This is a genomic window from Chloracidobacterium sp., from assembly GCA_015075585.1.
Classification (GTDB): domain Bacteria; phylum Acidobacteriota; class Blastocatellia; order Pyrinomonadales; family Pyrinomonadaceae; genus OLB17.
The window spans coordinates 142845-163921 of record JABTUB010000002.1; the positions used below are offsets into that span (position 1 = coordinate 142845).

Below are 21077 nucleotides of genomic sequence, written 5' to 3' on the forward strand. Positions count from 1 at the left end.
ATGCCGTGCCGCTGCCGCGTCCCTGCATTGCGTCGCCGGCCAAAAAGTACATTGCCGCACGGACATCGCGTTCGGAGACCGTATTCGGCACCTTCTGCGCAGCAGCAGAAAATGCAGCACCGAAGGCAAATACAACAAGGAGCGACGACCTCAAAAACACATTCTTCATACCGAGTTAATACGCAGCGGCGGCGGTTTGGTTCTGTATTTTCGTATCGGGACAAAATGCCGACAGCGGCCGTTTCTGTTCAGGATGCTTGACGACAGTTAGTTGCCATCGAGCGCCGCGGTCGCTACAATCAAAACTGCAATTCCCAAAGAGATATTAATAGTTCAAAGGAGGGCTATGCGTTTTTCTATTCTTTCATTCATTGCGGCACTCTTCGTTATTGCCGGCACGGCTTCGGTCTCAAAGGCAGGTTTCGTCTATTCGGTGGTTGACGCCGTTGAAGGCAATCAGATCTACGGCTTTTCTGCAAATGAAACTACCGGCGAACTTACGCTTCTGGCGGGCTTTCCGGTCGCGACGGGCTTTATAGGAGGCGGCAACACAAATTTGGAGCATATCGTTTACGATCCGGTTAACAAGTTCCTGTTTGTCGCGAACCGCGGCTCGTCAAACATATCCGTCTATTCGGTTAACACGATGACGGGGGCGATCGCTCCTGCGTCCTTTTCACCGATCGCCTCGGTTGCGAATCAACGGACGCTGAAGGTGCATCCGTCCGGATCGCCGCTGATCGTCGGCGCGGATAACTTTGCAAGCTTTGTCATAACCGCAACATCGGCGACGCCCGCTCCCGGCAGCCCCTACACTATGCCGACAGGCGTCAGTCCTGCAGCCTCGGCAATGTCGCCCGACGGCTCTTACTATTACGCAGGCGGCAACACAGGCAACTTCTTTGCGGGAATGTCGGTCAATTCCTCGACGGGCGAACTTACGCCGATAACGGGCAGCCCGTTCGATTCGACCGCAAGCAACCCTGTGCCGGTAGATGTCGATTCGACGGGAAGGCTCTTTGTTTACGGCTCGCGCCAAGCCGCAATGCGTATCTATACGCTCGCGTCGGGTGTACCGACAGCGGTAGCCGGAACACCGTTCACGGCCGGCGAGGTCGGCTTCGCCTCAGTGGCAAAACTGCACCCGAACGGCAACTTCCTTATGCTTCCGAACAGGACGCGTGCCCACGTCTATTCGTACGCTGTCGGCGGTTCAGGAGCGGCTACAACCTTTAGCGTCGTCGCCGGTTCGCCTTTCGGAACGGGCGGAACAACCTCGCTTGCCGGTGTGTATAATCCCGCCGGGACATTCTTCTATGTTGCAAATGCCGGTTCGCGCAATTTGACCCGTTTTGCGGTAAATCCCTCGACGGGCGTTCTGTCGGGCCAGGTCGTACAAGCGGCAAACACCCTCGGATCGGTAGGAAGCCTTTCGGGCATCGCTTACGTTCCGGAAGGGCCAATGTCCGGCCCGGTAACGATCTCAGGCCGGATAATGCGTGCAAACGGCACAGGCGTTTCGGGAGCAAGGGTGAATATAAGCGGCCCGAACGGCTTTTCGGCAAATGCTTTGACCGGCAGTTTCGGCTATTTTACGTTCAATGGAATCCTCTCGGATCGGCAATATACGATCACGATCGTAAGTAAGCTGGCGACGTTCGGCCCGACGCTGATCACGCCGAGCGGCGATGTAACAGGCCTTGAGATATTCGAGGTGCCGACGTTCTCACCGCGGCTCTCCCGTTAGATTGCTATTCAATTGAAAAACAGTGTCGCAGAGCGTTCTGCGGCACTGTTTTCTTTCTTAGATCAGAACGATCGAATTCAGAATGCGACCTCATTCAAGAATGAGTTTCCGTCATCGATCTTAAGAGCAAAGTTCTCTGCTATTGTTTGCCCGATATCCGATAGTGAGCCGCGCGTGCCAAGATCGACGCCGTGCTTTGCCGACTTTCCGTAAACGAGCAGCGGAACATATTCGCGCGTATGATCCGAGCCTCGATAGGTTGGGTCATTTCCGTGATCGGCTGTCAATATCAGCAGATCATCTTCACGAAGTGCATTGAATATCTCCGGCAGCCGAGTGTCGAAATGTTCAAGGGCCTGCGCATACCCTTCGACATCACGGCGGTGGCCGTAGAGCATATCGAAATCAACCAGATTGCTGAAGATCAGCCCGCTCGAATCAGCATTGAGTGCATTTATCGTCTGATCGATGGCCTGCTCGTTATTCTTTGCCGTCAGATCCTCAGTTACGCCCAAATTATCATAGATCGATGCGATCTTTCCGATGCAGACGACATCGAGGCCGGCATCTTTAAGTTTTGGCAGAAGGTTGCCGTCCGGCGGCGGAACGGCGTAATCGTGGCGATTCTCCGTACGTTTGAAATCCGAGGCGTTGCTGCCGAGGAACGGCCGTGCGATCACGCGTGCCACTTCGTCATCGCCGGTGAGTATGCCACGCGCCACCTCGCATATCTCATAAAGGCGATCGACGGGTATTACCTCCTCGTGCGCCGCGATCTGGAACACACTGTCGGCCGATGTGTAAACGATAGGCTTGCCCGTGCGGACGTGCTCTTCGCCAAGCTCTTTGATGATCTCAGTTCCGCTGGCAGGTATATTGCCGAGAATGCCCGGCACGTGTGCTTTGGTGACGAAAGCGTCGATGATCCGCTCGGGAAAGCCGTCCGGGTATTTAGGGAAGCCCTGCTTCAGGACGATGCCTGCCATCTCCCAATGCCCCGTCGTGGTATCTTTGCCGTCAGACTTTAGCGTGCATTTTCCAAAGCATCCGATCGGATCGCTGCTCGGAGCAACGCCGTCAAGCGGTGTGATGTTTCCCAGCCCGAGGCTCCGCAAATTGGGGACGTTCACTCTGCGTGACGCAAAAATATGCCCGAGCGTGTGCGAACCTGCATCGCCCCAGTCTGCCGCATCAGGCATCTCGCCGATGCCGGCACTATCCAAAACCACCAAACAAACACGGTTGAATTTGCTCATAGAATGATTTTGCCACGAATACGGTCAATTTGCAGGTGCGGTGTAGCCATCGCGAGCGCGTACGGTCGTACCTTTTGGCAGGCCGACAGTCTCGACGCGTATCTTGCGATACGTTCCGTCGCGAGCATCGTTCGTCGGAGTGTAACTGAGTGTATATTTCGTACCAAGTTCGGCCGCAATGCTCCGGAACGAACTTCTGGCGTCTGAAATATCGGCCACCGGAAAGACCTTTCCGCCCGACATCTTCGCTAGTTCGTCAAGTTCGCTGTCTGCCGTTTCGTAAAGGCGTTTGCTGACAGCGAGGCGTTCAAAGTCGCCAAGCTCGCAAAAATCAGATACTTTCTCTGTCTTGCCTTTCGGGTCTATCGAGAGGTAATAACGCCTGATCTGCGCGGCCGAAAAGCGTATCGAACTTTCACAATCACCCAGCAGCTGCGATTCAAAGAACTCTTTCGTATCGACCTTTATGAAGTATGTAACCGCTCCGGCCTCGCCGATAGCTTCCTTAGCCGCCGCGAAATCAGCCGCACTCGCCGAATCAACACCGTCGGTCACCGCGACCAACGCCCTGCGACCGCGAAATTCCTCGGCCGGCTTTGTTTTAAAGATCACCGCTGCAGCCTGCTCAATGGAATCGTAGAAAGGCGTTCCGTTGCTTACATTCATCCTGTTCAATGCCGCATAAAGCGCCGCGCGGTCAGTAGTAAGCTCCGTCAGCACTTCGCTCACCGAAATGCCCGAGCGCCCGTCGCTCTGTTTTGTATAAGCGGCGACGGCAACGCGGTCGCCGGGCCTGAGACCGGCAATAAAATCGCGTGCCGCACGTTGTATTAGCTGCAGATCGTTTCGCGTCGAACCTGATGTATCGAGCAGCAAGGCCACCTCAAAAGGAGCCGCGACGGCAGAGAACGCCTCGACCGACTGCTTCTTGCCATCCTCGAAAACAACGAAATTCGCGGCCTTTAATGATGATGCAAAGGCTCCGTTCGGCAATGTTACAGCCACGGGAACATCAACAAGCTGCGTATCGACACGCACGACCTCATCATTGCCGCTGCTCTGAGCAAAAGCGGCACCGGCGGCACTTAAGAAGATCGTCAACGCGAGTACTCTGTAGATCGAACGCATGTCACTGACCGTATGGACCGAGGATATATCATTCATTCTAACAGCAACGATCCGCCGGTGCGCCGAAAATCTGCTTGAATTTGGTTTCTCCGACGAAAATTGTGATAATATTCAACCAACTAGCCAATAGTTTCTGGGTTGTCAAGCCTTTCGGGGTTTAGCAGTTCATTCAGATCGTAATTTTGAATCTCGCGATTTTTAGGAGAAAAAAATGAGAAACTTTGCATTAGCGTTGATCGTGGCTCTGGCAGGCGGTGCGATCTATATCGCTTCGGATATCGGCCCGTCAACCTCCGCGAAGAACACGGACGGGAGAGCGGTTCGACAGACACGTCCCTCTTCGGTCTTGTTCAATGATGACTTTACTTACACGGGCCTTCTTTCTGCAAACGGATGGACCGCTCACAGCGGTTCAGGCACGAATGCTTTGACCGCGGCGCCTCCGGGATTGACATATACCGGCTATCCCGGATCGGGTATCGGCAATGCCGTCAGCCTCACCACAAGCGGCGAGGACGATCATCACACTTTCACAGTCCAGGAGAGCGGTTCGGTCTATGCGGGCGTCATGGTTAACCTTTCCGACGCGGCGCTGGACCCAAGTAATGGGGATTACTTCTTCCACCTCGGCCCTGATCCTATCGGTTCGACATTCCGTGCAAAGGTATTTGCAAAAAAAGGAACTAATGGCAAGATCGCATTCGGTATATCAAAGGGATCCAATAACACCACAACTCCTCCGGGAATCGGATTCACTGATTATGTTTATGATCTGAATACAACGCACCTTCTTGTTGCCAAATATACCATCATTGACGGTGCGTCAAATGATACTGCGGAGCTATTGGTCGATCCGAACCTAAGCGGAGCAGAACCGGCCGCATCGGCAACCGCTCTCGACAACACGACGTTTCCGGATATAAATCCCGGGGCAGTTGCACTTCGCCAGGGGCAGTCCGCCAATGCCGCAACACTCAAGGCTGACGGCATCCGCGTTACTACGTCTTGGGGTGATCTTGCGGGAACTGCGCCGCAGCCTAAGGCGGTCATCGACTTCAACGGCGACGGTAAAACCGACTTTGCGGTCGTTCGCGGCACAGACATGCCACTCAGCGGCTTTACCGGGCAAGAGGTTCGCAGACGACCCGGACAGCACAGGGCGGCGGCTCCGCAGGCTCCGGCTATCTTCTGGTACACGAGCATCAACGGCTCGGGCGATACCAGCGTACAAAAGTTCGGCGACTCCGCTGCTGATCAGATAACGCCGGCCGACTTTGACGGCGACGGCAAAACTGATCTTGCGGTCTGGCGCGAGGCGCCGGCCACTCAAGCGGCGTTCTATATCCTGCGAAGCTCGGACGGCACCGTTGATACGCAGGTCTTTGGCCAGGACGGCGATGATCCCGCTGTCGTCGGGGATTACGACGGTGACGGCAAGGCTGATCCGGCCGTCTATCGCTGCCCTGAGGCCACGCCGGGCCAATGCTACTTCTTCTACCGCGGAAGCGACAATAATCCCGCCGGCAATATCACATACGTCCCTTGGGGATTTGGCGCGATCGGCGATTTCTATCCGAGCATCGGCGACTTCGACGGCGACGGCAAATACGACTTTTGTATTCAACGCGAAGACCCGAGCACTCCGGGACAGGCACAGTTCGTTCTCTTAAAGACAACGGGCGGAGTTGACTACATTAACTGGGGTCTAACGACGGATTTCATAATTCCCGGAGATTTTGACGGCGACGGTATGGCTGACTTATGCGTCCGCCGTTCTTCAGGCGGGCTTCAGACCTACTATATCCTGACCCGAGCGGGAGCGATGAGCCAGGTGCAATGGGGCCTGGTTGGCGACATCTCCGTACCCGGCGATTATGATGGCGACGGTAAAACCGATATAGCCGCATGGCGACAAAATGCCGATCCGACGCAGAATTACTTCTACGTTCAAAAGTCAACTAACGGAGCGTTAATGATGACGGAGTGGGGACAGCAGTTCGATTACCCCATTGCAGGTTGGGCAGTTCATTAAGCTTATTTTGCGATCGGCCAATAGGAAGGCCCGAACGGTTCGAACCGTTCGGGCCTTTACTTGTGAATATGCTTCCGTCAGATATATTTCTCGATCACTTTTGCGATCGATTCGCGTGTAACCGCACCGACGATCCTTTCCTGCTCCTGGCCGCCCTTGAACAGGATAAGCGTCGGGATGCCGCGAATGCCGTACTGCTGAGGCACATTCATATTCTCATCAACGTTCATCTTATAAACGCCCGCCTTTCCGTCGTATTGTTCGGCAATAGCCTCGACCGACGGTGCGATCATCCTGCAAGGGCCACACCACTCAGCCCAAAAATCGACAAGAACGGGCTTGTCCGAATTCAAAACCTCGGCCTGAAATGCCGCGTCAGTTACTCCTTTTGCAAATGCTCCCATTGAAAGTTCTCCTTTTCCTATTAAGTGTATGATTTTACCTAAACTCAACGGCGGTTGGCTATCCGCCGCTAACGAACCAGTACTATTTTGCCGAAATGCTCACCCGACCTCATATATTTCAGCGCCGCCCGAGCATCATCGAACGGGAACTCTCTGTCGATCACCGGCCGTATTTCGTGCTTGCCGAAGAATGCAAGCATATCGGCCAGCATCGCCCTAGATCCTACAAAAATACCCTGCAGCCGCTGAACTTTCATAAAGGAACGGACAGGATCGAATGAGCCTTTGCCTGCGAGGACGCCGATCATTGCAATGTGCCCGCCGATGCGCGCCGCATTTACCGAACGTTCGAGCGTCCCTGCCCCGCCGACCTCGATCACATGATCTACGCCGCGTTTGTCCGTAAGATCGAGTACCGCAGCATCCCAATCAGGCCGCTCGCGGTAATTGATCACCTCATCTGCCCCGAGTTCCTTCAGTTTTCTAAGCTTTTCATCGCTACCCGAGGTCGCAATGACCTTTGCTCCCACGGCCTTTGCTATCTGCACTGCAAAAACCGAAACACCGCCGGTTCCAAGGGTCAGCACGGTTTCGCCTCGCTCCAGCCTGCCGGAAACCATAAGTGCATTCCATGCTGTAACGGCTGCACACGGAAGCGTCGCCGCCTCCTCCGGCGACAAGTATCTCGGTACTTCGACAACGCCTTGCTGATCAAAGACAGCAAATTCGCGGAGAACGCCGTCCCATGCAGGCCCGCCGCCGAGCGCCGAACGCACCTTTTCGAGATCGGCCTCGCCGTCAAGCCATCTCTGTGCAAATATCGGCATCACCCGCTGCCCGACACGCCATTTTGATACATTCTTTCCGACGGCGACGATCTCGCCCGCAGCGTCAGAAAGCGGTGTCGCCGGCAGCCGCATACGCGGATTATAACTCCCTTCAACGACCATCAGATCGCGGTAATTCAAAGACCACGCGTCAAACCGTACAACAACATCCTCATCACCCGCGGTCGGCACTTCACGCTCGACAAGCATCAGGTTGTCTATTCCAAATTGATCGATCTGAAATGCCTTCATTATCGCCGCGAAATACTACTTCAACTTTGAAAGGAGCTCGACGAACTCAGCCTGAACGGCCTTTCCGGCATTGTCGTTATACCAACGCTGAAGCTCCTCGATAATATCGAGCTTTTCAACCCCTTCGGCCTTTCTGCGTGCGAACAGCTCAACGGCCGGTTCCGGCCGCGGCCCCCATGTGAACAGCACTTCGTGATTGTCGCTATCAAGCGCAATGAGCTTCGGTATCGAGCGCGCACCCGCGGTGAGGAATGCATCCATCAGCTCGGAATTCTCGTCGCGAAGCAGGTATTTCGTCGTTATCTTGCTATTTTCGGCGGCGATCTTTTCGACAACAGGAAGGTTCTGAGCACCGTCGCCGCACCAGCCTTCGGTCAATATCAGCCAAACCTGATCTCTTTCGACCGCTGATACAGCATCTGATGTAACATTATTCACACTGACCGTTTTATCGATCCTCGACATCCGCTGACGATTGAGTTTAGTGTAATTGACGTGGTCTTCCGACTGATCGGCACCCGTCGCCATCCCTTTTGCCAACAATTCATCCATCAATGCCACGTATTCGCCGTAGGTCATTGCTGTCTCAACATACTTCCTTAGATCAACGTTACTCATAAAACTGTTTGGCGGCTCATGCTTCGGCGCTTTCGACCTGTTCCATCACGTTAGCGAGCGTATAGCTGCTTAGGTGTCGGCAGATCACCTTATCCGTCTCTTTCTGGAGGTTGCAGAGCACAGCCTCGATCTTCTTTCCCACCGGACAATCCTGATTCGGCTCCTTTGCGTGGAGGGCAAATATTTCGCTGTCAACAACAGCCTTGTATATCTCAACAAGCGTTATTTCGTGCGGAGCACGCGCAAGCCTCGTACCGCCGCCTGCCCCCGTTTGCGACGTTACAAACCCTGCGTGCGAAAGCTGCCCCAAAAGGCGGCGGATAACGACGGCATTCGTATTGACACTGCCGGCGATGCATTCAGATTTGACGTTGCCGTCAGGCGAGTGCGCAAGCATCGCCAGTACATGCACCGCCATCGAAAATTGACAGTTCGCCGCCATATCTGTAACAAGTGTAGTTACAAAACCCCGCTCTGTCAAGCCTGTCGCACGGCAGATGTAATTTCAGCGTTAGATGCACGAAGGCCGCCGGTGCGGCGGCCTCTGCTCAACTGTATGACTGCAGGATGGGTTATTTTGTCGGAAGCTTTATTTCGCGGCCTGCAAAAAGGACGGAATTCGGCAGGAGGCCGTTGAACTTGGCAACCTCGACAGGGTCGAGCTTATACCGGTTGGCAAGCTTTGTTACCGTATCGCCCGCAAGAGCCTTGACCGTTCGCACGTTCGAGGGCGTTCGTACCGCGGGCTGCGACGTCGGCCGCGTATATGCGATAGTAGCTACATTATTGCCCTTCACCGGTACAAAGACCTTGCCGCTGGGCTTTGCCATTCCGGGATTTGCCGCCACGAGGTCCTCGACACTAACACCCGTTCGATTCGAGATGGTCTGCCACGTCTCACCCGATGAAGCCTTTGCGACGTTCGTATTATTGATCCTGGATGCGGGGAGCCGTCTGAACAGCGCCACCACTTCGTCGGCCTTGCCGACCGGTACGTTAAGCACATACGGCTCCGGCGGCGTTACGTTCGAGCGTAAATGCGGGTTGAGATAGCGCAAATACTGAACATTCGTATCGGAGGCCTGCGCGATGAGGCTGAGATTCGTTGATGCAGGAACTCGAATCCGATCATAAACAAGCGGAGCCGCCGGCCTGATATGGCCGAATCCGTACTGATTCGGGTTGTTCGCGATCAGGATCGTTGCAAGGATGTTCGGCACGTAATTGCGCGTTTCCTGCGGCAGGTACGGATACGCGATCCAGAAGTTCGAGACGCCCGCACGACGTATGGCGCGGTCAACGTTGCCTTCACCCGAATTGTACGCGGCCATCGCGAGTTCCCAATTGCCGCCGTAGCGATTCGCAAGGAACTTGAGGTAGCGTGCCGACGCGCGTGTTGCTTCGTCAAAGCTGTTGCGTTCATCGACATATGCGGTGCGCTTCAAACCAAAGCGGCTTCCGGTTCCCGGAATGAACTGCCAAAGGCCCGACGCCGCTGCCCACGACAAGGCCGAAGGCTTCCACGCGGATTCAACCTGGCCAAGCCATGCCACATTCTCGGGCACGCCCTCTTCCTTAAAGATACGCCGCGCCATCCGCATGAACATACCCGAGCGATAGAGGCCGACCTCCATCGTCGTGCGGCCTCGGCCGCGATAATAGTTGATGAACTGCTGGATCATCGGATGCACCTGAAAGGTGAACCCGAGCGAACGGTTGGCAACCGCTGTCTGAATATACTGATACTGCTGCTGCGCGACCGGATCGGTAACTTGGAGTTCCTCAGGCGTCAGCTCAAGCTTTGCAAGCTCGTCAAGAGGCGACGGCTCGAATACCTGATCGTTAAAACCGACCTGCGGACCTGACGTTGCCGGGCCGCTTGGGGTTCCGGCTGAAGCGACAGAGGATGATCCCGGCGATGCTGCGGCGGCAGCTCTTGCGGTCTTCGCAACGCTGTCCGCAAGAGCCGCATCGATATTCCATGTGCAGGCCGCAGCGAGCTCGCGCACTTGCGGCGGCTGTTCAGCCAGCGGGAATTCAATGCGATATATCGTCTCGATCAGTTTGCTGTAACAGCCCTGAAGTTTCGTATCTTTCTGGATGTTGAGATTTGAATAGAGAAAAGTTTCGACAGATCGATTGAACTTTTCGGCAGCAACCTGCCGGTTGTTGGTGGTATATGCGACCAACCCTTCGCGAAAGGCCGTACCCGAATTAGAAAGGACAGTGCTAACGACCGCTTCCGCGTCGTTCACCTGTTTGGTGCGGGCATCCTGCCCGATCGCGAATGTCGCGGCCCCGATCAATACAATTGTCAAAACTACTGACTTCTCAAAAAATTTGATCATTTATCCAAATATAACGGCAATAAAATTTCGAACCGGCTATGTGAAAGTTACGCTCTGTGATCAGATTTGTTGCAAAAACACACTCATCCGTCCCGCATAAAAATGTGCCATTCTCGATTTTACGCTCGCAAAAATGGCGTGTCAATGCCGCAACTTCCCATAAAATAAGGATATCGCCTTCGCTCGTAGCTTTCAGTTCGTGCCGGCGGCGGCGTTTTGACGCTGACGTCGTGCTCCGGCCGGCCGCAATGCAGCGTCAAAGACCTGCTGCACATTCTCCACAAATATAAACGACAAATCGTCCATAACTTCCTGCGGAAGGTCAGCGAGGTCACGCTCATTCGCAGCCGGCAGGATGACCGTTTTGAGTTTTGCACGCCGCGCTGCGAGCAGCTTTTCTTTGATGCCGCCGACGGGCATGATGTGGCCGCGAAGAGTGATCTCGCCGGTCATTGCGACATCCTTTCGAACGCGCTGCTGAGTCAGGACAGAGACAAGTGCGGTCGCCATACCGACGCCCGCCGATGGGCCGTCCTTTGGTATCGCTCCCTCGGGCAGGTGAATGTGAATGTCGAACTTCTCGAATTGCGTTTCGTCAATACCGAGGTCTTTGGCTCTCGACTTTGCATACGAGAATGCGGCATGAGCCGATTCCTGCATCACTTCGCCGAGCTGGCCCGTAAGCTGCAAGTTGCCTTTGCCTTTCGTCTGAAGCGCCTCAATGAACAGGATCTCGCCGCCGACCGCGGTCCATGCAAGGCCCGTAACGATACCGACTTGATCCTTTTCTAACGCTTCTTCATTAAAGACGCGCGGCACACGCAAATACGTGCTTAGTTCATCGGCGACCACACGGACAGCCTCGAACTTTACGCCGTTCTCGGCCTTTCGGCGGGCGACCTTACGGCAAACCTTGCCGATCTCACGCTCGAGCTGCCGCAAGCCGGCTTCGCGGGTGTATTCGCTTATCATCTTTGCGATCGCCTTTCGCTCAAAGCGGATGTCCTTCTTTGCGAGGCCGTTCTCGACGATCTGTTTGGGAATAATGTGCCGCCGAGCGATCTCGACCTTTTCCTCTTCCGTGTATCCCGCAAGCGAGATGACCTCCATACGGTCGCGAAGGGCAGGCTGGATCGAATCAAGCACATTCGCCGTCGTCATGAACATCACATTCGAGAGGTCGAACGTGATGCCGAGATAGTTGTCGCGAAAGGCGAAATTCTGCTCCGGATCGAGCACTTCGAGCAGGGCCGAGCTCGGGTCGCCGCGAAAATCGGCTCCGACCTTGTCGATCTCGTCGAGCATTATCAGCGGATTATTCGTTCCGGCCTGCTGAATTGCCTGCAGGATGCGGCCCGGCATCGCACCGACATAGGTACGGCGATGCCCTCTTATCTCCGCTTCGTCATGAAGCCCGCCGAGCGACAGCCGGACGAATTTTCGGTCAATTGCCCTTGCCACCGAGCGCCCGAGGCTTGTTTTGCCGACGCCCGGCGGGCCAACCAGACAAAGGATCGAGCCTTTTGGTTTGGCACGAAGCTTTCGGATGGCAAGCGCCTCGACCATTCGCTCCTTGACACGCTCGAGGCCGTAGTGATCTTCATCGAGTATCCGCTCAGCCTTCTGAAGATCAAGATTATCTTCCGATGAGACCGACCACGGAAGATCGACCATTACATCGAGCCAATTCCGCAAGGTTGCCGTTTCGGCGGTGTCAGGATGCATCCGCTCGAGTTTCTTAAGCTGTCGCAAAGCCTCTTCTTCGGCAGCCTCCGGCATTTTTGCCTTCAAGATCTTGTCTCGGTACTGCTCGATCTCCTCGAACAGTTCGTTGCCTTCTCCGAGTTCGGCCTGGATGGCCTTTAGCTGCTGCCGCAGGAAGTATTCACGCTGCGAGCGGTCAATGTCGGCCCGTGCCTGCGAATTGATCTCCTGCTGAACGGTCAGAACGTCTATCTCCTTCGACAAAAGCTCATTCACACGCCGCAGCCGCGGAATCGGATCGTGTATATCGAGGACGCTCTGCCCATCCTCGACCCTCAGTTCGAGATTTGACGCCGAAAGGTCGGCGAGGCGGCCGGGATCGTCCAGATTCGCTATGATCGCAAGCACTTCGGGTGAAATGTTCTTGCCCAAGCTTGCCGCCCGCTCCATCGATGCCCGCACATTGCGCACAAGAGCTTCGACCTCGAGCGAACCTTCAGAGACGAACGGCTCCGAGACCGGATCGACCTTGGCCTTTACGTGATCGCCGCGTGATGAGACAGACGTTACCTCACATCGCGAAAGCCCTTGAATGAGGATCCGCACACGGCCGTCGGGCAGCTTTAGCATCCGCATTATGATCGCAACGGTCCCGACTGTGTAAAGATCCTTCTGTCCCGGCTCCTCTTTGTTCACATCACGCTGCGAGACGAGGAGGATCATACGGTTGTCTTTCAACGCCTCCTCGACAGCGCGTATCGAACGGTCGCGTGAGACGAAAAGCGGCACGATCATGAACGGATAGATGACGATATCGCGGAGCGGCAGCACCGGCAGCTCAGCCGGGATCTGCATCATCGGCTCGACTATCTCACCGTCAGGCATCGCCATAGAAAAATCTTCGATGTCCACCATAAACTGTTATCTTAGGCAAATGCCGCACGAACGGCAAAATGGAACGCTTCAGTTAGATGCAAATACCAGGCTTTGGGCGTCCTGCGGTTTGGCACAATGACGGGAATCGTCTCTCGATCGGCGTCCTCGGAACTTACTTCTTGCGTTTTGTTTTTCCTTTCGGCGCTTTGTCGCGAGCACGGATCAAGGTTTTCAGCTCGTCCATGAACTCCGAAACATCGGCGAACTCAAGATAGACGGACGCAAAACGAACGTAGGCGACCTTGTCGAGGGTTTTGAGCCGCCGCATTATTATTTTGCCGACCTCGCTGACCGGAAGCTCGCGGTCGGCAGAATCTTGGACGCACTTTTCTACCTCGTCCGCGATCTTTTCGAGCTGAGTGGTTGAGATCGGGCGTTTTTCAGAAGCCCGCAGCAAGCCGCTAAGGACCTTGTTCCGGTCGAAATGCTCGCGCTCGCCGTTCTTTTTAATGACCATGAACGGTATCTCATCGATACGCTCATATGATGTGAAGCGGCGGCCGCAATTCAGGCATTCGCGGCGGCGGCGGATCGAGTCGCCGTCCCTTGCCTCGCGTGAATCGACGACCTTATCTTCAATGTGATCGCAAAAAGGGCAACGCATAACATTCAAACGGCAAGGCTTGGCGAATCCGACTCGATCTCCTCGACCGCATGCTCGCCGGACAAAAGGCTGCGGAACTTCTCAACGCTTATATCGCCGTGGAACAAGTAATATAAACCGAAAACGAGTGCGGGAGCAAAGTAAACCAGATGCATGATGATCGAGACGGCCGCTGCTTTTTCGCGGTCGGTTCCGAGCAGGAGCAGGCTTCCGGCCGTAGCAGCATGAAACGCTCCCGCGGCGCCGCCGGGCGTCGGCACAAGCGAACCCATCGACGCAACGCCCATCACAAAGATCGAATCGACAAAAGAATACGGAAGGCCGAACGCAAGCATCACGAGATATGTCGGCACTGATATCGCGAACCAAAGGGCGAGCGTCCAGAATGATGCCCAGAAGAGTTCACGCCAGCTTCTGAGCACTTTGATCGAGCTTGCAAGCTGCTTCATCAAACTGATCATCACGCGGCTGAGCCTGTCCGGTATCGGCAGCCTTTCGCATATCCGCGAGAACCACGCGATCAATTGCTGCGATCTCCACGAGTAGATCAAAAGGAAAATGATGAAACAAACCACACCGAGCAGCAGCAGGTTGCCGACGGTTCGGATCGATGCGTACTCCGTCTCGTGACCCTCGCGCATATTGAACCAGATAAGGCTGATCGAAAAGAATGATATGAGCGATGCGAGGTCGAACACACGCTCCATGCCGATCGTTACCAAGGCGGCACTTGGGCGAACACGCTTATCGAGCATCGGCAGCCACATCGGGCGTAAGATCTCGCCCGCTCGGCCGATGAGGAAGATCGCGGCAAAACCGACCGTGGTCGTTGCGAAAAGGTCTCTGATATCCGATGCAGTGATAGGCCGGAGGAGCACCTGCCATCGCACGGCACGCAAAAAATAGCCGAGCGAAATGATCGCCGCGGCAGCAAACAACTGAAACGGATCGGCGGCTCGAAGGCTCTGTCGAACCTCATCCCAATCAAGATTACGGCCGAAATACCACAGCAATACTGCTGTGACGGCCAAAAGAATTATGAACTTTAGATACTTTCGCAATCGACTTCGCAAATGCCGCAGTCAGCAACCGGCGGCGGAAAACAAAGAGGATACCGCATTCAGGACAGATTGTCAGTTGCTCGGCGGTATTAAGCGGATTCGTTTCGTAAGGTCAAAAACTACTGATAAATCGACGATTTACGGGAACTTTAATGCTGCGCGGCTCGTAACTCGAAGTTGACAAGGCGGCGTTTTGGCCTATGTTGTTGGTATAATCGATCTACGAAGGCTGTATTGGAGTAAGGTCTTGGAAGCATTGAAGGCTGTGGCAGACATAAACGGCGCTGAACTTGTCAAGCGGGTTCGCTCGGGCGACGGCACCGCTTGGGAGGATATCGTAACTGCGTATTCGCGGCGGATATTCAACCTGGCGTATCGATTCACCTCGAATGCCGAAGCGGCTGAGGACCTTACACAAGAGGTTTTCATCCGTGTTTACCGTTCGCTCGACCAATACGACGCGAAGCAGGGCGACCTTTCGAACTGGCTTATGCGGTTGGCCCGCAATTTGATAATCGACGATTACCGGCATCGGGCCCGTAATCCGCAAAACTCGATGGCAGATGCCGTCGATGACCATACATATCACCTTCGTGCGGTCGGTAATTCCGCACAGAGGGAAATGGAACGCAAGGAACTCGCGGGCCAGATACAAAAGGGCATCGACAAACTGCCGGAAGACCTCAGGACGTGCGTGATACTTCGCGATATCGAGGAACTCACCTATCAGGAGATTGTCGATCTGCTGCAGATACCCGAAGGCACGGTAAAATCACGCATTAATCGCGGCAGGATCGAACTTGCAAAGATTTTGAGACGGATGCGAGTGGTTTCGATCTGAAAGAGAGAGGCCGACAGAGAAAGATGATAGCGGCAATAGCCATACAAGTTGTGCTTTTAATGATGGGATCAGCGATCGCGTATATCGCTCAGTGGATAAGAGTGTGGTAATGATCAACGAGCAGGAACAAACAATAGGCTGCGTTCAGTTCGAGGAATTGCTGACCGACTATATCGAAAGGACGCTCGACGGCTCCTTGCAAAGATCGGCTGCTGCTCATGTGCTTGCCTGTCCTGTTTGTCATTCGCTGCTTAATGATGTCCGCAACTCCCTGGAGGCGTGCCATCAGATCGCAGCGCCTCGGAAGCCTTTGACGCGGCTTGAAGCCCGTATCCTTTCGGCGACCACACCAAGGACCGCGATGGCCTGCGACGATTTTGAAAGCCATCTCACAGATTATCTTGACGGCTTTCTGCCGGCGGGCGTCTTTCACCGTTGGGAGCGACACGCGGCGGTTTGCACATCCTGTGAGGACCTTCCGGGCATGGTCGTCCGTTCGATCGGTGCTTGTTATACATATAAGACAGAGGAACTTGCCGTACCTGAAGGCCTCCTCGGGCGGATATTTGATGCCACCAGCAGAGCCGCTGGACTGAAGATCGAAAAGCGTTCGGCAGCCGCCGTGGTGCGGGATTGGGTACGCTTGGTCAGGTTCCCGGTCGGAATACCGCATCTCGCCCCTGTGGCGATGATGCTGCTCGTCGCTTTTCTCGTCTTTAGTCAGACGATCTCGGCGGACGGCACACTGACTGACGTTTATCATCAGGGTGTCCAGCTTGCCGAATCTACATATATGCAAGGCAGCCGCGCGTTCTCAGGCAGCGAGTCGTCCGATGCGATAAGGAAAGACCCTGTGAGCGGCACCACCTTTGTCGATAACGGGGGAGCTCGCTGATGAACTGCTCCTATCACACTTACAATGCCGCATCATCAAGCTGTAACGGCTGCGGCCGGGGCCTGTGCCCTGCATGTGATCACCGGATCAAGGGCTTTCCGTACTGTCAGGATTGCATTGTGAGGGGTGTCGATCTGCTCCGTCATCAGGGCAACGCGAACAATACGACATTTGTAAAAAAGCGGACACTGCCGTTGGTCGCGGCACTGCTTTCAGCGGTCTGTCCGGGCCTTGGAGCTGCGTACAACGGCCAAACCACAAAGGCTCTGGTTCATTTCGCCGTCTTTGTCGGCCTCTTCCAGATGGCGGTATTGACCGGCGGAATCTCACTTTTCGTGCTTGGCTTTATGGGAATGTGGGCCTTCGCACTGGTTGATTCGTGGCGGGTTGCCCAGGCGATCCGCTCGGGCGTAACTCCCGACATGGCTGAGGATATACTTGTTCGGCGTTTTACCGGAAACCCTAAACTGTGGGGCGGCGTACTCCTTCTGCTCGGTGCGGCATTCCTTTTCCAAAGGCTGTTCAACATTGGGATAATGATTCGTGCGATCGTTCCCATGATGCTTATCGGGCTTGGCCTGTACATAATGCGGGGCGTCATTTTTAAGCCGAAAGCTGCTCCGGCCGACGGCCCGACGCGCTTTGCTTTTCCGCAGACCGGCTCGGACGATGCGATGCAGCGGATCGAAGAAGAGCTTGCCCAGCCGTCACAGTTCGGCAGTTGGCGTGATCATTAGTTAATTTTACGAGGGTTGACCTTATGCCTGCATGGTTCAAAGTTGGTGCAATTTTCAGCAGTATCGCGGCCGTTATCGCTCTTGTGATAATGATCCTCGAAGGCGTGATCGCCTTTGTCGCTCTTGTCAGCTTTGCCGTTAAAGCACTGATCGTGCTGGCATTTGTCGCTGTTTTTGCGGTCGTTGCCTTTCTTGCATATAAGTCGTGGCGGGATAGACGCGGCACGAAATAACTCTCTCTGCATTTTCTGAGCACGGGCGGACATTGAAAACAATGCCCGCTCTGTTTGCATTCTTGCGGGAAAATGTGGTTTCATAGAAGTTCCTTATAATCCGTTATTGGGAAACAATTGATAGTTATCCCCCACAATAACGAGAGTTAATTTTCCAAATTTTCACTCTTGTTGCCGGTTTCGCGTTAGTCGCTCGCGGCTGTTCTTGCGTGATTCCACGTCGTTCGAAGCGCTGAATGTTCGAACGTACGAGATCATTAAAAGGAGCTTTACAGCATAATGCAGAATAACAACAAGCATTATTCATTTTTATTAACACACAGATCAAAGAACCGTATTTATTTTAAGCGTGTCGAGATTTCTAAAGCCTCGGTGCATTTCGGCACATTGGGTATCGTTTTATTGGTTGGCATCATTTCCTTAGGCATCGGAGTCCGAGCACTGTTCGGCGATCGCGTCATTTCAAATTCCGTTCAGGCAAGTGTAGCCGCCGATTTGTCGGCTGACCAAACGAAACAGCGGGAGGTCATCAATTACGCCCGCCCGCTTCCGAGCGAAAATCTCGCAAGGAACAGCGGCGGCCCTGATGCCGCCGAAGAGACGGACGGCGAGAATGACACTGCACTCGAAGCTGAGATCGACCTGATCCGGATGAATTTGCCCGAGGCGAATCTGCCGAACAAATGGGCACATCTCGGTAAGATCAATAATGAATTCGGATTTCGACGCAATCCGTTCGGCGGCCGCTCATACGAGTTTCATGCAGGAATGGACATCGACGGCGAACGCGGCGACGAAGTATTCGCTCCCGCAGGCGGTACGGTCGTAAAGGCCGGTTGGTCCGGCGGCTACGGAAATATGATCGAGATCGATCACGGCATGGGGCTGACGACGCGTTACGGGCACTTATCGAAGGTCAATGTAGAGGTCGGCGACACGGTTTCGCGTGATCAGGTCATCGGCCTGATAGGCTCTACCGGACGCTCGACAGGGCCGCATCTTCATTATGAATTCCGCCTTCACGATCGTTCGATCAATCCGCGCCATTTCTTGCCGCCTGAACCAACGGAACTTTCCGCAGCAGCGAAATAGCCGGACTTAGAATGTGATATAGATCGGGCGAGGCATTATATGCCTCGCTCTTCTTCATTTGGCAGTGCCTCGCCTCAGTGACTATAATCATTGATTGTTCAATTGGCTTAAAACCGCTCCTTAAAGGACCCTTCTTATGAGAAAGAAAATCTTCGTATCGTACCTATTGATGACGGCGATGCTGTTGTCGTCGTTCCTATCCGTACATGCCTTTGACGAAGGAATGTACACACCGAGCCAGATCGCAAGCCTCGACCTTAAGAAACGCGGGCTTAAGATCAAGCCCGAAGAGATCTATAACCCGGCAGGCGGCGGCCTTTCAGAAGCGATCATTCGCCTGAGCATCGGCTGCTCTGCGGAGTTCGTATCGCCCGACGGCCTTATCCTGACAAATCATCACTGCGGCTTTGATGCACTCGTCAAAGCGTCGTCACCCGAACGCGACCTCGTTGAAACGGGCTTTAATGCGGGCAGCCGCGCAGGCGAGATCCCGGCCGAAGGATATTCGATAGATATACCGACACGCACCGCGGACGTAACCGCAAAGATCAAGAGCGGTACAGAGAACCTCTCAGGGGCGGAGCTTGCAGCCGCTGTCAAGAAGAATGTCGATGCGTTGACCGCTGCCGAGCAGGCGAAAGCGCCAAAGGGTTCGACGATCCGCATACAGGCGATCGACAGTGGTTTTTTCTACTATCTGTATCAAACGACAAAGATCGAGGATATTCGGGTTGTTTATGCGCCGCCCCGCAACATCGGCGTGTACGGCGGAGACCCTGACAACTTTGAATGGACGCGCCAAACGGGCGACTTCACATTTCTGCGTGCATACACTGCACCGGACGGCTCGTCGGCAAAATACTCGAAGAACAATGTTCCGTACCATCCGAAAAAGTATCTTTCGATCAGCCTTGACGGTCTGAAGGATAACGATTTCGTTTTTGTTATGGGCTATCCGGGCGGAACGACACGTTATCGCGAAAGCTGGTCGAATATTTATGCACGCGACGCGAACTTCCCTTTCCTCGAAAAATGGCTGAGTGCTCTCAGTGCGAGCCTTCGAGCGATCGGCGCTGGCGATGAGGAAAAGAGGATCGCTTTCCAATCCGACATCGCAAATTATGACAATTCACGCAAGGTCTATGGCGGCGGCTGGCTGCGTATGAAGCGGGCCCATGTTGTCGAGGCTCGTCAGCAGGATGAGAAGCGAATGGCTGAGTGGATCGCAGCAGATCCGGACCGGCAGAAGCGTTTCGGCACGATCCTGCCCGAGCTTAAGACCCTTTCGGAAGAGACGAATGCAACGCAAAAGCGTGACGTCGTCGTTCGGCGGCTTCCCGACCCGACTGGCGCCACTCCTGTCTTCGCTCAGCTCGTTACGGCAATGGCAATGACCGAACCTCCCAACAAGATGCTCTCCGACGAAGAGCGTGCGGCAAAGCTGGAAGAGGTCAAAAAAGCGTATCAGGACCGCGAACCGGCCCACGAGGTCGAAATGCTGAAGTTCTTCCTTCGCTCCTTCGATGAGCTTCCGGCCGATCAGAAATTCAAGCCGGCCGAAGACCTGTTCGGCAGTTTGAAGGGCAAGGCGCGGCGTGATGCCGAAGCAAAGTTCGCCGACAGCATCGCGAACGGCGAATATGCCGACCCGGCACGCGTCGCAGGGCTTTATGGCCCGCGTACGCTGGACTATAACGAAACACGCGAAAAGATCCTCAGTTTTGCCCGCGGAGTGCTCAGCGAACTGAGGGCGATCAGTGTCCGCGCTCAGAAATTCAACGCCAATATCGATCGTCTTCGCCTCGGCTATATGCAGGCCCTGACCGAAATGCGCGGCACGAAGACCGTTTACCCCGACGCGAATTTTACGCAAAGGTTCACATTCGGGAACATAAAGGGCTATCAATCGCGCGAAGCAGAGTACCGCTTCCCGTTCACGACGATCAAAGGCTTGATCGAAAAGAATACCGGCACACCGCCGTTCGATGCCCCGCAGAAGCTGATCGACCTTCAGAATGCGCAGGACTTCGGCCGTTACCGATCAGGTGACAGCGTTGTCGTGAATTTTATTTCGACGAACGATATCATCGGCGGTAACAGCGGCTCGCCCATACTCAACGGCAAGGGCGAGCAGGTAGGCATTTGCTTTGACGGTAATTACGAAGGCCTCGGCAACGACTTTTACTACGACCCGAATACGAACCGCACCATCTCGGTCGATATTCGCTTCGTACTGTTCGTTACCGAGAAGTTCGGCGGTGCAAAATGGGTGGTTGACGAAATGAAGCTCGTCGGCGGCCCGAAAGGCTAGAGCGCGGCGAACGCCGCATCTGCTGTCCGGCAAAATGACGGCCCGGAAATG

The 21077-nt window shown here is 54.6% G+C and carries 18 protein-coding genes; 8 read left to right on the forward strand and 10 right to left on the reverse strand.

Annotated elements, in window-relative coordinates:
* Positions 1-346 precede the first annotated feature (346 nt).
* Positions 347-1747 (forward strand): beta-propeller fold lactonase family protein, encoded by a 1401-nt coding sequence (locus HS105_09685; GenBank protein MBE7516862.1) that lies wholly within the window; start codon positions 347-349, stop codon positions 1745-1747.
* 77 nt (positions 1748-1824) lie between these two features.
* Here HS105_09685 and HS105_09690 read toward each other — a convergent pair whose 3' ends face one another.
* Positions 1825-3003, reverse strand: coding sequence for a phosphopentomutase (locus HS105_09690; GenBank protein MBE7516863.1), 1179 nt, complete (start codon positions 3001-3003; stop codon positions 1825-1827).
* Between the two features lie 24 nt (positions 3004-3027).
* Positions 3028-4167, reverse strand: coding sequence for a VWA domain-containing protein (locus HS105_09695; protein ID MBE7516864.1), 1140 nt, complete (start codon positions 4165-4167; stop codon positions 3028-3030).
* A 175-nt stretch (positions 4168-4342) separates the two neighbouring features.
* On the opposite strand from HS105_09695, the gene HS105_09700 reads away from it, so the two are divergent.
* Positions 4343-6163 (forward strand): VCBS repeat-containing protein, encoded by a 1821-nt coding sequence (locus HS105_09700; protein MBE7516865.1) that lies wholly within the window; start codon positions 4343-4345, stop codon positions 6161-6163.
* 77 nt (positions 6164-6240) lie between these two features.
* Here HS105_09700 and trxA read toward each other — a convergent pair whose 3' ends face one another.
* From trxA to HS105_09740, 8 genes are all read right to left on the reverse strand, one after another.
* Positions 6241-6567, reverse strand: coding sequence for a thioredoxin (trxA, locus tag HS105_09705; GenBank protein ID MBE7516866.1), 327 nt, complete (start codon positions 6565-6567; stop codon positions 6241-6243).
* A 68-nt stretch (positions 6568-6635) separates the two neighbouring features.
* Entirely contained in the window at positions 6636-7646 is a 1011-nt protein-coding gene (locus HS105_09710; protein MBE7516867.1) for an NAD(P)-dependent alcohol dehydrogenase, read from the reverse strand.
* Between the two features lie 15 nt (positions 7647-7661).
* On the reverse strand, positions 7662-8264 hold the full coding sequence (locus HS105_09715) for a thioredoxin family protein (protein ID MBE7516868.1): 603 nt from the start codon (positions 8262-8264) through the stop codon (positions 7662-7664).
* 16 nt (positions 8265-8280) lie between these two features.
* Positions 8281-8682: an Rrf2 family transcriptional regulator gene (locus tag HS105_09720; GenBank protein MBE7516869.1), complete on the reverse strand. Its 402-nt coding sequence runs from the start codon at positions 8680-8682 to the stop codon at positions 8281-8283.
* Positions 8683-8836: 154 nt separating this feature from the next.
* Complete coding sequence (locus HS105_09725; protein ID MBE7516870.1) at positions 8837-10582, reverse strand: transglycosylase SLT domain-containing protein; 1746 nt, start codon at positions 10580-10582, stop codon at positions 8837-8839.
* Positions 10583-10804: 222 nt separating this feature from the next.
* Positions 10805-13207: an endopeptidase La gene (gene lon / locus HS105_09730; protein ID MBE7516871.1), complete on the reverse strand. Its 2403-nt coding sequence runs from the start codon at positions 13205-13207 to the stop codon at positions 10805-10807.
* 157 nt (positions 13208-13364) lie between these two features.
* Positions 13365-13856: a transcriptional repressor NrdR gene (nrdR, locus tag HS105_09735; GenBank protein ID MBE7516872.1), complete on the reverse strand. Its 492-nt coding sequence runs from the start codon at positions 13854-13856 to the stop codon at positions 13365-13367.
* Between the two features lie 5 nt (positions 13857-13861).
* Positions 13862-14887: a flippase-like domain-containing protein gene (locus tag HS105_09740; GenBank protein MBE7516873.1), complete on the reverse strand. Its 1026-nt coding sequence runs from the start codon at positions 14885-14887 to the stop codon at positions 13862-13864.
* Between the two features lie 295 nt (positions 14888-15182).
* On the opposite strand from HS105_09740, the gene HS105_09745 reads away from it, so the two are divergent.
* The 6 genes from HS105_09745 (at position 15183) to HS105_09770 (ending at position 21026) form a co-directional block, all read left to right on the forward strand.
* On the forward strand, positions 15183-15758 hold the full coding sequence (locus HS105_09745; protein ID MBE7516874.1) for a sigma-70 family RNA polymerase sigma factor: 576 nt from the start codon (positions 15183-15185) through the stop codon (positions 15756-15758).
* Between the two features lie 109 nt (positions 15759-15867).
* Positions 15868-16653, forward strand: coding sequence for a hypothetical protein (locus tag HS105_09750; protein ID MBE7516875.1), 786 nt, complete (start codon positions 15868-15870; stop codon positions 16651-16653).
* Between the two features lie 119 nt (positions 16654-16772).
* On the forward strand, positions 16773-17390 hold the full coding sequence (locus HS105_09755) for a hypothetical protein (GenBank protein ID MBE7516876.1): 618 nt from the start codon (positions 16773-16775) through the stop codon (positions 17388-17390).
* Positions 17391-17413: 23 nt separating this feature from the next.
* Positions 17414-17623 (forward strand): hypothetical protein, encoded by a 210-nt coding sequence (locus tag HS105_09760; GenBank protein ID MBE7516877.1) that lies wholly within the window; start codon positions 17414-17416, stop codon positions 17621-17623.
* 495 nt (positions 17624-18118) lie between these two features.
* The gene (locus HS105_09765; GenBank protein MBE7516878.1) at positions 18119-18715 is read left to right on the forward strand and encodes a M23 family metallopeptidase; all 597 of its coding nucleotides are present in this window, start codon (positions 18119-18121) and stop codon (positions 18713-18715) included.
* A 136-nt stretch (positions 18716-18851) separates the two neighbouring features.
* On the forward strand, positions 18852-21026 hold the full coding sequence (locus HS105_09770; GenBank protein MBE7516879.1) for a S46 family peptidase: 2175 nt from the start codon (positions 18852-18854) through the stop codon (positions 21024-21026).
* The last annotated feature ends 51 nt before the right edge of the window (positions 21027-21077 follow it).